Here is a 12,983-nt window from a genome sequence, read left to right on the forward strand (position 1 = left end):
GACAATACTGCTCTGATTGCCGGAAAGATCGTCTTTTCCGGCCCTCGCGGTACCGGCAACGATGATCGGAGCCCTTCCATGACCACAGCAGAAAGTTCATCCTCCGCTTCCCTGTTCCGACGCAAACCGATCGATGACGTGGAGGACGAAAAAACCGGCAGCAAGCTCTTCAAGAGCCTGGGCCTGTGGCAACTCACTGCCATCGGCGTCGGCGGCATCATTGGCATTGGTATCTTCACGCTCGCGGGATTGGTGGCCAACGGCGGCGCCGATGCTCCCGGCGTCGGGCCCGGTGTCCTCATTTCGTTCCTGATAGCCGGGCTCGCGAGTGCCGCTGCCGCACTGTCCTACGCTGAGTTCGCCGGTATGGTGCCGCGTGCCGGGTCGGCGTACACCTACGGCTATGTGGCACTGGGGGAAATTATCGGCTGGTTTATCGGCTGGGACCTGCTGCTGGAATACACGGCCATTGTTGCCGTGGTCGCCATCGGCATTTCCGGATACTTTACGGAATTCATGTCCGGCATCGGCATTGACGTCCCTGCGTGGATGCAAGGCACCGGAGACACCGTGGAGGGCGGGGTAATCAACCTCCCTGCCCTGGTGGTCTGCCTCTTTATCACTTGGATCCTCAGCCGCGGCACCAAGACATTCGGCCGGTTCGAATTGGTGGCGGTGGGCCTGAAAGTGGTGCTGATTCTGTTCATCGTGGGGCTGGGATTCTTCTTCGTGAATACCGCCAATTACACGCCGTTCCTTCCCAACGGTTTCGGCGCCGTCTTCACCGGTGCAGCGACGGTTTTCTTCGCCGTGTTCGGTTACGACGCCATGAGCACCGCGGCAGAGGAAGCAACTGACGGCAAGAAGCACATGCCCAAAGCCATCCTGCTTTCACTGGCCGTGGCCATGGTGCTCTACATCCTGGCCACGCTGGTCCTGACCGGCATGCAGAACTACAGCGACATCAGTCCCACCGCAGGCTTTGCCTCGGCCTTCCAATCCGTGGGGCTGCCGATCATTGCCACCATCATTTCGGCGTTCGCAGTGCTGTCCATCCTCACTGTCATGCTCACGTTCCTGCTGGGTGTCACGCGCGTGTGGTTCTCCATGAGCCGTGACGGCCTGCTCCCGGGCTGGTTTTCCGGAACCGACCGGCACGGCACTCCGCAGCGGGTGACGTGGATTGCCGGCGGCGCGTCGGCGCTGCTTGCCGGGGTGTTTCCCATCCGTGCCGTGGCGGACCTGACGAACATCGGCATTCTTGCTGCCTTTGTGGTGGTTTCCGTCGCCGTGATCGTGCTGCGCCGCCGGCAGCCGGACGTTCCCCGGGAATTCCGCCTGCCGCTGATGCCCTGGATTCCCGCGTTTGGCGTCCTGTCCTCGGGCTTCCTGATGCTGCAGCTGCACTGGGAGACGTGGCTGCGCTTCGCTGTCTGGCTCATCATCGGCATTGTCATCTACTGGTTTTACGGCCGCCGGCATTCTCTGCTGAATCCCAACAGCCCGCGGCTGGCCACGCCGCCGCCGGCACCGGAAGCCGCCTAGTTTTCCGGCGGCGCTTCGTGAGGTTGCGCTTCTTTTTCCCCTTGTTGTACCGATCCGTCCGGCCGCACAGGCAGCCGGACGGTGAAGACGGTGTTCCCCGGGATGCTTTCCAAGGAAATCGTTCCGTGGTGGGCCGAAACAATGGCGTCCACAATCGCCAGTCCCAGACCTGAGGAGCCGGTCCGGTCCGAACGCGCGGCGTCACGGCGGGCGAAACGGGAAAAGATATGCTCCTGGAAGTCAGCCGGGATGCCCGCGCCGGCGTCGGCTACCCGCAGTACCGCATCGGTGCCGCCCTCCGCGCGGGACGCCAAGGCGAGGGACACATCCACCGTGGTGCCAGGCGCCGTATGCACATGTGCGTTCGCCACTAGGTTGATGAGCACCTGGCGCAGCTGGCCGGGATCGCCCCACACCGTGACGGGCTCGTCCGGCAACTGAATCCGCCAGTGATGGTCCCGAGCGGCTATCCGGGCATCGCTCACGGTTTCGATCACAAGACGCGTGAGATCCACTTCGGTGCGTGTTTCCTCCCGGCCTTCATCCAGCCGGGCCAGGAGCAGCAGGTCTTCCACCAGCCCGGCCATCCGCCGGGATTCGGCTTCCACCCGCCCCAGGGACTGAATTCCTTCGGGACTGAGCTGTTCGGTGAGCCGAACCATCTCGGTGTAGCCGCGGATGGAGGTCAGGGGCGTCCGCAGTTCGTGGCTGGCGTCGGCAACAAACTGCCGGATTTTGGTTTCGCTGCGCTGGCGCACCTGCAGGGCGTGGGCGACGTTGTCCAGCATTTTGTTGAACGCGAGCCCCACGCTGCCCACCTCGGTGCCGGAATGGACAAGACTCTCCGGCACACGCTCTGCCAGCGCGACGTCGCCGACGTCCAGCGGCATCCGGGAGACGTTGGTGGCCACCGCCGCCACTTCCTCCAGCGGGCGGAGGCTCCGCCGAATGATCAGATAACCCAGGGCTGCGGTCAGGAGCAACCCCAAAAGAGACACCATGGCGGTGCTGATTCCCAGCCACAGCAGAGTGTTGTTGGTGGCGGCCAGTGGCATTCCGGAGACCACGACGGCACCGGTTTGCTCCTGCATCTGGGCCACCAGACGGTAATCCCCAAAGGAGAGGTCGGCGGAAACCGGAACCTGATCGGCCGGCACCGAGGCGAGGATCCTGACGTCGTCCGCGGACAGTGCCTGCCGTGTGCCGTCGTCGAGCGTCACTCCGTTGCTGAAGGCGGTGTTTCCGTAAAAGCGCACGTCCAGCAGACCCGGGCCGCCTTGGCCCGGCGCGTCCAGCGGGTCTGTCCCGTTGACGCTGCCGGGAGAGTCCGACGGCGGTGCCCCTGCGGGCGGCAGCGGAAAGTTCAGGGCGCGGCCCGATGCCTCCAGCAGGGTTCCATCCAACTGCTGAACCAGGAACACGTTCATGACGACGTGGTTGAGGACGCCGATGGTGACACAGGTCAGGGTCAGCAGCCCCAACGTAGCCAGCAGCAGTTTGGTGCGGAGACGCCAGCCGCGCAGACGGGCCCTTATCCCGGGGGGCCTACCCGCCCCGCTTGCGGTATTTGCAGGACTTTCCGGGTTTTCCGGGGCGGGCGGGTTCTCCGGTGTTGCAGCGTTATCCGGAGTTGCCCGGCTTGCCGAGTTTTCCGGAGTTGGCGGGTTCTCCGGAGTTTCCGGGTTGCTCATGTTGCCGGTTTGAGCACGTATCCGGCACCGCGCACCGTGTGGATCATGGGCGGGCGGCCGGCGTCGATCTTCTTGCGCAGATAAGAGATGTACAGTTCCACGATGTTGGCCTGCCCGCCGAAGTCGTAGTCCCACACATGGTTCAGGATCTGCGTCTTGCTCACCACCCGGCGCGCGTTTTCCATCAGGAACGTCAGCAGGTGAAACTCGGTGGCGGTGAGCTGGATATGCTCTCCGCTGCGGGTGACTTCGTGCGTATCCAGATTCAGAACCAGGTCCCCAACCACCAGCTCCGCGGTTTCGGCAGCAGCGACCCCCGACCTTTGCACAAGCCGGTGCAGCCGGAGCAGCACCTCCTCCATGCTGAAGGGCTTGGTGACATAGTCATCTCCGCCGGCGGCCAGCCCGGTGATGCGGTCCTCCACCGAGTCCTTTGCGGTAAGGAACAGTGCCGGCACGTCCGGGGCAAAGCTGCGGATTTTCGCCAACACCTCCACTCCGTCAAATCCGGGAATCATAATGTCCAGAACCAGGACGTCCGGCCGGAATTCCCGTGCAGTATCAACCGCGCTGCGTCCGTCCGCCGCCACCGCCACCTGCCACCCGGCCATGCGCAGGCCCATGCGGACCAATTCGGCGAGGTTGGGTTCATCGTCAACCACGAGGGCGCGGATAGGGGTACCGTCGGGGTGGGACAGTTTGGGCAGATCGCCCACAAAAGAGCCAGTGGCCTCGGACATGTATTTTTCTTCCTATCGGTCCGCCCGCTCGGGGTTTGGTCCCAGCATAAACAGTTGGCCGGCCGTCCTGCAGGCAGTTTGGGCCGCGCAAGCAGTTTGGATAGTGCAGGCAGTTTGGGCCGCGCAAGCAGTTTGGATAGTGCAGGCAGTTTCGGTCGTTCAGGCAGTTTGGATGGTTCAGGCAGTTCGGGTAATTCGGTTCGGCCAGTATCCATCTTGCAGCCCATGATTAGCCGAAACCTGTCCGTCTGCTGTGTACGGGCTGTGCAGGCTGGCCCCAAAGAGTTGGGCCGGAGGGTCACTGCCCGGGATCAATGGGGCGGGAAGGACGTTTGCAACCAGCGGCTGCCAAACGCTGGTCTTCCACCCAACGCGGATTGGAACCGTAATTTTATCCTTTTAGATAACAATGCAATCTCTTAAAGGGACTACTATCGGCTTGAGGACCCTTTACCCGGGTCTGCTAGCTGGGGAGCAGAAATGAGCGTGGAGTCTCACACGGTGCCATCGGGGCGGAAAAAATCCGCCATGCTTTTTCGGCGGGGGCGCACCATGCTGGTGCTTGTTGCCGTCTTCTGGTTGTGGATGCTGCTGGGCAGCGCCAACTTTATTGCCGCTCTCTTCAACGCTCCTTTTTATGCATTGCTTGCCCTTTACGGACTGGGCGTACTAACCCTTATTTCCCTGTCGGTCGCCGGAGTTTCCGTATTTTTTATGATCTCCAACCGACCGGAGCGCATAAATGGCTCCGAAGGTGATTCCGCCCGCCCGGGTTTCACGGATCTGGCACCTGTCATCCGTATGGTTCCGCGCCGCGTTGCCGACCACAGTGCTGCCCTGACCACCAAGGCCGCTGCCAAGTGGCGGGACCTGGCCTCCTAGCGGACTGGCTCCACCTCCCCGCCTGAACCGCTCTGCGTGCATATAGGTGCGCCAGGAATGACGGCCTCAAAGTGTCAGTGCCGCACGGCAAGGTGGTCCCATGACTCCCGCTGCGACTCCCAGTGCTCCGGCATCCGCTGGCCCGTGTCCCTTTGGCGCGTCCACAGGAACGGGTTTAGGCACCGGCACCGGCACCGGAACAGGCGCAGCGCAGGAAGACACTCTCTCCTCCGCTGATTTTCATTCTCCGCTCTCACCTAATGGAGTGATTGGCAGAGTCACGCATGCCCCGTACCGCCGGGAGCCGTACGTCCGGTGCCGGACGCCGTCGTCGTCGCCGGCGTCGCCTTCGTCCGTCCTCGACGCGAAGGCTGCCGCGTGGACACGCACCGCAGTGCTCCTGCACTGGCTGGACGACGATGGCCGGGCACACAACAAGTGGGTCCCCGCGGAGTTTGTTCACCGGGTGCCCCGGGATGAGTCAGCCTGGCAGGACCCCTACGACGACTGGTCTTTCTACTATCCGCACCAAGCCTCACCCCGCCTTGCTGCCGCAGCTTAGCTTCGGCTCCGGTCCACCGCACGTTCGACACCGGTTCAACCTTGGTTCCCTTGACATGGAACGGCGCCGGCCTGCTTATGGAGGTACGGGTGGTTTGCCCGGACTGACCAGCGATTGCAGCCCGAAGGGGAGCATTAGATGGAGTTCAAGGGCATTATTGAAGCTGCCGGAGAAGCAGTGGACCTTGCCGGGGTCGCAGTAATCATTGTTGGGGCCATTCTTGCCACGGTGTCCGTGGTGCGAAAGCTTCTGCGACGCACCGGCAGCCCGGTTTATGAGGCGTACCGGCAGCAGTTGGGCCGGTCCATCCTGCTTGGCCTGGAACTGCTGGTAGCAGCCGACATCATCCGGACTGTGGCCGTCACCCCCACGTTCGAGTCGCTGGGGGTCTTGGCGCTCATCGTTCTGATTAGGACCTTCCTGAGCTACACGCTGCAGTTGGAAGTCACCGGCCGGCTGCCGTGGCAGCAGGCGCAGGGTCCGGAGCTAACTCCCCCTCAGAGATAGCCGGCTGCGGTCTGAGGAAGGTATAGAAGGCAGCCGCCTGCAGGGCCGGGGCCATGAGACCGCAGGACCCGGAGGCCTCACTTCCCCTCCATATGCAGAATGTTCCTCCCGAAAGTCATCACAGGGGATGAGGTGCCGATTGAGAAGCAAACCTATTCTGGATTTGCACCGCTGGATCCAACGCATCCGCAGCGTTAATTATTAGTTGTCATTCTGTTCATGATGAAAGAGCATGGTTTATTTATGCCTGTCGAATACCTCATGTGGGCTCCTTTCGTGGTGCTGTCCCTGATTCTCTACGTCACCCTGGCCGCTGCTGCACTTTTCAGTTTGGCCAGCTCATCATGGGTCCCCGTTTCGTCACGGCGTGCCTGGATGGTGGGTGTTGTCCTGTTTCCGGTTCTGGGAGCGGTGCTTTGGTTCGCTGTGTCGCATCGTCGGACGGCGGCGCTGCCCGCCGAAGACGACCAGGTCGCCTAAGCCGTTATTTCAGAACTTATGCGAACGATTGCCTGCGACAAACGACCACGGAGAACGTATTCGAGAAACCTGGTCGCCGTGTCGTCCTCACGCTCCGTGATGCTCAGCTAGGCCGATCGAGCAGCCGACCGCACCTTTACCGAGTTGGCCACGCACGCCACTGCCAGCACCGCGAGAGCTAAAACGGCCTGCGGAGCGGGCAGTAAGCCCACGACTAGGGACCCGACGAGAGCTACCCCTCCAACAACGGCCGTCGTCGAATAGCGAGTCCTCACCGCCAAAAGGATCAGCGCGATCCCATAGATGGGGCTGAATGGCAGGCTCACAGTAAACGGGACGGAAAATGCCGCCAAGCCGGCCAGAACGAGCAAGGCACCTCCCTGCTGGGCAATACCGGCCTTCCGTTCTGCGGGAGCAGCAATCAAGGCAGCGGCAAGGATCAGTGCGGGCGGAAGAAGCATCCACACAAAGCTCACCGCAACAGATGTCAGAGCATCTTCAGTCAGGAGCCGGACAACCGAAGCCAGGCAGCCGAGCGCCACGGCTCCGATAAGAGTCGATTCAGCCCTCCTGTCAGCGGCGACTTGCTGCGATGTGAGCTGAGTGGTCACGGGATCATCCATTCAGGTTGAGGTGGCGGCCAGATTCATTGTGTGACACGGTACCTTCCCCAGTGCGGCACACGATGGACATACGGCACCGGGACGGTGGAGTGACAGATGCGTCAGAACGCTGTCAGTGCTGAGTGATGTCAGAAGGGTGATCTCACAAAGGAACGATCCCGGAAGGGGTCGATCTCAGAAGGGCGGCGGGCTGTCGCCGTAGTCGTAAGGATCGGGATCGTCAGGTGATCCCCAAAGCGACGACGACGGCGGGGGCGACTCGCTGCCAGCGCCCGGCGTACCCGTGGAGGGAGAACCGGAATCCGTGCCCGAACCCGAGGCAAGGTGAAGATGCGGTTCGGTGCGGTAGATCCGGCCGCCCGGTGAAACCCATTCGATAATCCCGGGTGAACGCTGACGGGCTTTCCAAAAACCTTGGGTTTTGAACATGTGGTGCCGCCGGCACAAATGTTCCAGGTTGTCATGATCCGTGACCCCGCCATGGGACCAGGGTCTGGTGTGGTCGATCTCAGAGATCAGAGCATTGGTGCGGCACCCCGGGAACCGGCAGGTACCGTCCCGTGCCCGCAGCCAGCGCTGGAGTCCGGCCGGTACTTTGCGCCGGCGGCCGACCCGAAGGATCTCTTCGGTGTGCGGGTCGCGTTCCACCGGAGTCCACCGGGCCGCCTGCCGGGCGAGCCTGCGGGCTGTTTCAGCACTGATCGGCCCGTAACCGTGCAGTTCCGCAGGATCCTCATCAGCTCCGAGGAGGGTTTCGGCGGTAATCAGGACCAGAATCTCGGTCCGAGCACCGGAACCGTGCTCGATGGGACGGTCCCCTCCGCCGACACCTGCACTCTCCCTTTCACCGCCTCCGCCTTCACTGTCAGAGCGGTTGGAGCCCCGGCCGAGCCGATCACCGACTCCACTGCCAGTACTTTCAACACTGTCAGCACTATTCGAACTGTCAGCGGTCTCTTTCTCACCCCGGACCCACGCGCTGTCACCTTCAGCGTCACTGCCCGGGTCTCCGGTTCTGGCGCCGCTGGTCAGCAAGTCAGCGAGGATGTCGGCACGCAGCTGATCCACGGGACGGGGATCCCCGGCAGCCTGCTCACCCCGGGCTGCAACACTGAGCTGCGTATAGATCGCCTGCGCTCTCTGAGCCGGAAGAAATGCTGACAACCAGGACATTCCGTCAGTGTCCGGCTGCAAACACACCCGGCGGGTCTCGAACGCGCTCTTGTGCCGGACCGGAATGGTCTCCGGATACCGGGTTTCCCGCAGCCGGCGGGCTTTGACCCGGAACTGCGCCAGGGTCAGACCCCCGCTCTGCTGCCCGGCCGCCGTCAGCAGATCCTTCTCGAATCCGGGCAGGTCAGGGGCAGGAATGTTCTGGGACTGCTCCAGCACGGTCTGCACCTGCCCGTAACCGAGGGCTCCCGCTTCCAGACGCTGCAGGGTGGTTGTGTGGGTATCGCACAGGGTTCCGGCGTCCACCATGAGCATCTTCGCGGTGCCGGTGGGCAGGTGCAGGATTGCTGCTGCTTCCTCCGCGGCGAGGCTGAAAGCCAGACCCGGATCCAACTGCCGGTCTTCATTCGATCCTGTTTCCGGCAGGAAGCCGTTCCGGAAGATCCCTTCCAACCGGTTCAGGACCCTGGCCTGCTGGGCCTGCGCCCACCGGACAAGGTGGTCCAACCGGGCCAGGACGGCACCGGCTTCATCCTGGTCAAAGACTTCAACACCTTGCAGGGCCAGGCTGCCGGTGAACCCTTCCCGGCAGCCGGCATAGTCCGTGCTGGTGAACGCTGCGGCTTCGCTTTCAAGTGTGGCCGGGCAAGAACGGGCTCCACCGGGGCCGGGTTCGGCCGCGTACACGGACAGGCTGCGCGCCGGTGCCGTCCGCTCACCTGCGGTGATATCGCCGGCGGCCTGCTGCGCGCCAACCGGTGCGTGCCCTGAAGAAGATCCGTGCTGATCCATGTCTTCAGACTTTCACCCGCCACCGACATTCCCGACCCGAAAACAGCTCCGAAAGACCCAAATTCGGCCCTACCGGTACGGGCCGAATACCCGTATTTTCCCGAGCAGAGACTGCTACCCTGCTGCTGCCTCACAGCCACCCCCGCAACCATCCCAGCCCCTACTTTCAGCCAGACCTCCACCCAGACTTCGGTGCACCGAACTTTCGTGCTAGCTTGCTGTCATGAGCCGTAAGACAATCCTGCAGACAGGAGCAAGACAGTCTGAGGATGCCGCTGAATCAGGGGGCATCCGCGAAAAAGGAACCCAAAACGGCGGCATCCAAACACTGGCCATGCCGGCACCCAAACGGCTGATCTGGATGCTCGGACCGGCGCTGGTTGCCGGCGTTGCCTACTTGGACCCCGGAAACGTGGCCAGCAACATGACGGCCGGCGCGCGTTTCGGCTACCTGCTCGTATGGGTGGTGGTTGCTGCCAACGTCATGGCCTGGCTCATCCAGTACCTCTCCGCAAAGCTCGGACTCGTCACCGGCAAATCCCTGCCCGAACTGCTGGGACAGCGGATGGGCAGAAAGACGGGACGGAAGACGGGACGCCGTCTGTACTGGGTGCAGGCGGAACTCGTAGCAATGGCAACCGACATCGCAGAAGTGATCGGCGGCGCCGTCGCCCTCTGGCTGCTGTTCGATCTGCCGCTGTTGCTGGGCGGCATCATCACGGGCCTGGTTTCCATCGCAGTCCTCGGACTCCAGGGCAGCGGACGGCACCGAACGTTTGAGTACGTGATTGTGTCCATGATGGCGATCATCGCCGTAGGTTTCACCGCCGGAGTCGTCATTTCACCGCCCGATGCCGGAGGCGTGGCTGCCGGGCTGGTCCCCCGCTTCGAGGGCAGCGAGTCCGTGCTGCTGGCCGCGTCAATTCTTGGCGCAACAGTGATGCCGCACGCCATTTACGCGCATTCAGCGCTGACCCGGGACCGGTTCCCGGAACGCACCGCTGTGCTGACCACGCTGCGGCTGATCCGTGCCACAAAGTGGGATGTCACGATTGCCCTGGCGGTCGCCGGAACCGTGAATCTGGCGATCCTGCTGCTGGCCGCCAGCTCCCTGCAGGGCGTGGCAGGAACGGACACGTTGGAAGGTGCCCATGCAGCGATAGCCGCATCGCTGGGCGGCGCAGTCGCCACTTTGTTCGCCGTCGGGCTGCTGGCTTCCGGGCTGGCCTCCACCTCCGTGGGCGCCTACGCCGGCGCGGAAATCATGCACGGACTGCTGAACATCCGGATGCCCATGATCCTGCGCCGGCTCATCACGCTGATTCCCGCGCTGCTGATTCTGGCGGCGGGAATCGATCCGACCTGGGCGCTGGTCCTGAGCCAGGTCATCCTCTCTTTCGGCATCCCCTTCGCTCTGATCCCGCTGGTATGGCTGACGTCGCGGCGTGACCTGATGGGCGCGCACACCAACCGCTGGTGGACGACGGCGCTGGGCACCCTGGTGGCGGTCCTCCTGGTGGGGCTGAACATCACGCTGCTGGTGCTGACCTTCAGCGGAGCCGCCTGAGCCCGGCACCGCGAAAGCCCGGCAGGAGAACGACGACGGCGCGCCTCACCAGTCGTGGACGGTTCCGTCGGTCAGCCGGTTGTACGGAAGGTAGGCCTGCTGGTACGGGTACGACGCCGCTGCCTCCTCATTGAGCTCGACGCCGAGGCCGGGCTTGTCCCCCGGGTGGAGGTACCCGTCCTTGAAGACCATGGACTGCTCAAAGACCTCGTTGGTTCTGCTGCTGTGCTCCATGTACTCCTGGATGCCAAAGTTGTGGATGGCCAGGCCCACATGGCTCTGGGCCGCAAGACCGATGGGCGACACATCGGTGGGTCCGTGAAAACCTGACTTGATCTGGTACTGCGCCGCATAGTCCATGACTTTCTTCAGGGGTGAAATACCGCCGAAGTGCGTCGACGCTGCCCGCACGTAGTCAATCAGCTGTTCCCGGATCAGGGTTTGGAAATCGAACACCGTGTTGAAAACCTCCCCCACGGCCAGCGGCGTGGTGGTGTGCCGGCGGATGAGCCGGAAGGCATCCTGGTTCTCCGCAGGGGTGACGTCCTCGAGCCAGAAGAGGTCATACGGTTCCAGTGATTTGCCCAGCTTGGCGGCCTGAATGGGCGTCATGCGGTGGTGCCCGTCGTGGAGGAGCGGCAGCTCCGGACCGAATTCATTGCGGACTGCCTCAAAGACCGTGGGCACGTGGCGCAGGTAGGCGCGCGTGTCCCAGTCTTCCTCCACCGGCTGGGCGCCGCGGCCTGCCGGCTCAAAGTCGTAGCGCTCTCCGGTTGCCTGCACCTGCGCGGCAACCCCGTACAGCGCCTTGATCCCGGGCACGGAGGACTGCACCCGGATGGACTTGTACCCGGCTTCAAGATGCTCGCGGATGGAATCAAAAAGCTCAGGAATGTCGCGGCCGGACGCATGGCCGTAGGTTCGCAGGCCCGTGCGCGAGGCACCGCCCAGCAGCTGATACACCGGCATGTTGGCGGCTTTGCCCTTGATATCCCACAGCGCCATGTCGACGGCGGCAATGGCTGCCATGGTCACGGGGCCGCGCCGCCAGTAGGAACTGCGGTACAGAAACTGCCAGGTGTCTTCGATCCGGTGCGGGTCCCGGTCAATCAGCAGCTGGGTCACGTGCTCGGTCAGATATGCGGCCACGGCCAGCTCCCGGCCGTTCAGGGTGGCATCCCCGAGGCCGGTGATTCCCTCATCCGTGGTGATCTTCAGGGTGACGAAGTTCCGGCTTGGGCTCGTCACAATGACGTCAGCCGCAGTGATCTTCACGAGGAGCCTCCAGTTGGATCATGGTGCTTGTCTGGAGATCCTACGGCCCAAAGCAGTAATTCAGTCCGACGGCGTACCTTCCACCAGTGCCGTGGCGATGCTGTCCGCGTCCTGCACTGCAGCGAGATACCGCTCCGCATCAAGGGCAGCGGCACACCCCGTGCCTGCGGCGGTAATGGCCTGGCGGTAGCGGTGGTCCACCACGTCCCCGCAGGCAAAGACACCGTCAGCGGTGGTGGCCGTGGTGGGAGCGGAAACGGTGACGTAGCCCTCCGGGTCCAGCTCCACCTGGCCGTGCAGCAGTTCGGTGCGCGGAACATGTCCGATCGCCACGAACACACCCGTTGCCGCCAGCATCCGTTTTTCGCCGGTGACGGTGTCCGTGAGGGTTACACCGGTGACCTTGTCATCTCCGTGCACTGCGGTCACTTCGCTGTTCCACTCGAACCGGATCTTTTCGTGGTTCTTCGCCCGCATGGCCATGATGCGTGAAGCCCGCAGCTCGCCGCGCCGCACGATCACCGTCACGGTTTTACCGAACCGGCTGAGAAACAGCGCTTCCTCCATGGCTGAATCCCCGCCGCCCACCACCAGTACATCCTGGTTGCGGAAGAAGAAACCGTCGCAGGTGGCACACCAGGAGATGCCGCGGCCGTTGAGCCGATTTTCCTCGGGCAGGCCCAGTTCCTTGTAAGCAGATCCCGTGGCCAGGATGACGCTGCGCGCCTTGTATTTATCCCCGGCCCCGGTCTCCACCCGCTTGGTGTGCCCGCGCAGTTCCACCGACACGACGTCGTCGTACTGCACCACGGCGCCGAACTTTTCCGCCTGCCGGCGCAGGCTGTCCATCAGGTCCGGACCCTGGATCCCGTCCGGGAAACCGGGAAAGTTCTCCACCTCGGTGGTGTTCATGAGGGCTCCGCCGGCAGTCACCGAACCGGCAAGGACCCGCGGCTTCAAACCTGCCCGGGCGGCATAGATGGCCGCCGTGTATCCGGACGGCCCGGAGCCGATGATGAGAACCTGATCGGTATTCATGGGTACTCCTTGGCGTGCGGTCAGCTCGGAAACCGGAAGCGTTCTGACTCCCAGTGTGAGCGCCCCGGCTCCGGCCGTGAAGAAGTTCCGTGCCGGCGCACCCATAAT

Annotated in this window: 12 protein-coding genes; 6 read left to right on the forward strand and 6 right to left on the reverse strand. The window is 63.1% G+C overall.

All coding sequences use genetic code 11. The features are described from left to right. Positions 1 to 78 precede the first annotated feature (78 nt). Complete coding sequence (locus tag AC4D2Q_RS04155) at positions 79 to 1,545, forward strand: amino acid permease (protein WP_490945193.1); 1,467 nt, start codon at positions 79 to 81, stop codon at positions 1,543 to 1,545. On the opposite strand, the gene AC4D2Q_RS04160 is transcribed toward AC4D2Q_RS04155, so the two are convergent. Then, positions 1,542 to 3,026, reverse strand: a complete 1,485-nt coding sequence (locus tag AC4D2Q_RS04160) for a sensor histidine kinase (protein WP_490945196.1) — start codon at positions 3,024 to 3,026, stop codon at positions 1,542 to 1,544. The genes AC4D2Q_RS04155 and AC4D2Q_RS04160 overlap by 4 nt on opposite strands. Before the next feature lie 206 nt (positions 3,027 to 3,232). After that, a complete protein-coding gene (locus AC4D2Q_RS04165) occupies positions 3,233 to 3,976 on the reverse strand; it encodes a response regulator transcription factor (protein WP_490926056.1) in 744 nt (247 codons plus the stop codon). Positions 3,977 to 4,504: 528 nt separating this feature from the next. Between AC4D2Q_RS04165 and AC4D2Q_RS04170 the strand changes: the two genes are divergently transcribed. From AC4D2Q_RS04170 to AC4D2Q_RS04185, 4 genes are all read left to right on the forward strand, one after another. Continuing rightward, a complete protein-coding gene (locus AC4D2Q_RS04170; RefSeq protein WP_490945198.1) occupies positions 4,505 to 4,858 on the forward strand; it encodes a hypothetical protein in 354 nt (117 codons plus the stop codon). 265 nt (positions 4,859 to 5,123) lie between these two features. After that, entirely contained in the window at positions 5,124 to 5,420 is a 297-nt protein-coding gene (locus AC4D2Q_RS04175) for a hypothetical protein (RefSeq protein ID WP_490945200.1), read from the forward strand. 138 nt (positions 5,421 to 5,558) lie between these two features. Beyond that, the gene (locus tag AC4D2Q_RS04180) at positions 5,559 to 5,927 is read left to right on the forward strand and encodes a DUF1622 domain-containing protein (protein ID WP_490945202.1); all 369 of its coding nucleotides are present in this window, start codon (positions 5,559 to 5,561) and stop codon (positions 5,925 to 5,927) included. Positions 5,928 to 6,170: 243 nt separating this feature from the next. After that, a complete protein-coding gene (locus AC4D2Q_RS04185) occupies positions 6,171 to 6,407 on the forward strand; it encodes a PLDc N-terminal domain-containing protein (RefSeq protein ID WP_490945204.1) in 237 nt (78 codons plus the stop codon). Between the two features lie 107 nt (positions 6,408 to 6,514). Here AC4D2Q_RS04185 and AC4D2Q_RS04190 read toward each other — a convergent pair whose 3' ends face one another. Next, the gene (locus AC4D2Q_RS04190) at positions 6,515 to 7,018 is read right to left on the reverse strand and encodes a hypothetical protein (RefSeq protein WP_490945206.1); all 504 of its coding nucleotides are present in this window, start codon (positions 7,016 to 7,018) and stop codon (positions 6,515 to 6,517) included. Positions 7,019 to 7,204: 186 nt separating this feature from the next. Then, a complete protein-coding gene (locus tag AC4D2Q_RS04195; RefSeq protein WP_490945209.1) occupies positions 7,205 to 8,995 on the reverse strand; it encodes an HNH endonuclease signature motif containing protein in 1,791 nt (596 codons plus the stop codon). 334 nt (positions 8,996 to 9,329) lie between these two features. Between AC4D2Q_RS04195 and AC4D2Q_RS04200 the strand changes: the two genes are divergently transcribed. After that, a complete protein-coding gene (locus AC4D2Q_RS04200) occupies positions 9,330 to 10,562 on the forward strand; it encodes an Nramp family divalent metal transporter (protein ID WP_490926801.1) in 1,233 nt (410 codons plus the stop codon). A gap of 45 nt (positions 10,563 to 10,607) precedes the next feature. Here the strand turns inward: AC4D2Q_RS04200 and manD are convergent, their stop codons facing one another. After that, positions 10,608 to 11,837 carry a D-mannonate dehydratase ManD gene (gene manD, locus AC4D2Q_RS04205; RefSeq protein ID WP_490945211.1) on the reverse strand — a complete coding sequence of 410 codons (1,230 nt, stop codon included), beginning with the start codon at positions 11,835 to 11,837 and terminating at the stop codon, positions 10,608 to 10,610. A 60-nt stretch (positions 11,838 to 11,897) separates the two neighbouring features. Further along, positions 11,898 to 12,875 (reverse strand): thioredoxin-disulfide reductase, encoded by a 978-nt coding sequence (trxB, locus tag AC4D2Q_RS04210; RefSeq protein ID WP_490945213.1) that lies wholly within the window; start codon positions 12,873 to 12,875, stop codon positions 11,898 to 11,900. Positions 12,876 to 12,983 lie beyond the last annotated feature (108 nt).

The sequence above is a fragment of the Arthrobacter sp. TJ-178 genome, assembly GCF_058269275.1.

Coding starts and splice junctions, on each gene's coding strand:
- AC4D2Q_RS04155 (WP_490945193.1), top strand. CDS start 79: ATGACCACAGCAGAAAGTTCATCCTCCGCTTCCCTGTTCCGACGCAAA.
- AC4D2Q_RS04165 (WP_490926056.1), bottom strand. CDS start 3,976: ATGTCCGAGGCCACTGGCTCTTTTGTGGGCGATCTGCCCAAACTGTCC.
- AC4D2Q_RS04170 (WP_490945198.1), top strand. CDS start 4,505: ATGCTTTTTCGGCGGGGGCGCACCATGCTGGTGCTTGTTGCCGTCTTC.
- AC4D2Q_RS04180 (WP_490945202.1), top strand. CDS start 5,559: ATGGAGTTCAAGGGCATTATTGAAGCTGCCGGAGAAGCAGTGGACCTT.
- AC4D2Q_RS04185 (WP_490945204.1), top strand. CDS start 6,171: ATGCCTGTCGAATACCTCATGTGGGCTCCTTTCGTGGTGCTGTCCCTG.
- AC4D2Q_RS04195 (WP_490945209.1), bottom strand. CDS start 8,995: ATGGATCAGCACGGATCTTCTTCAGGGCACGCACCGGTTGGCGCGCAG.
- AC4D2Q_RS04200 (WP_490926801.1), top strand. CDS start 9,330: ATGCCGGCACCCAAACGGCTGATCTGGATGCTCGGACCGGCGCTGGTT.
- trxB (WP_490945213.1), bottom strand. CDS start 12,875: ATGAATACCGATCAGGTTCTCATCATCGGCTCCGGGCCGTCCGGATAC.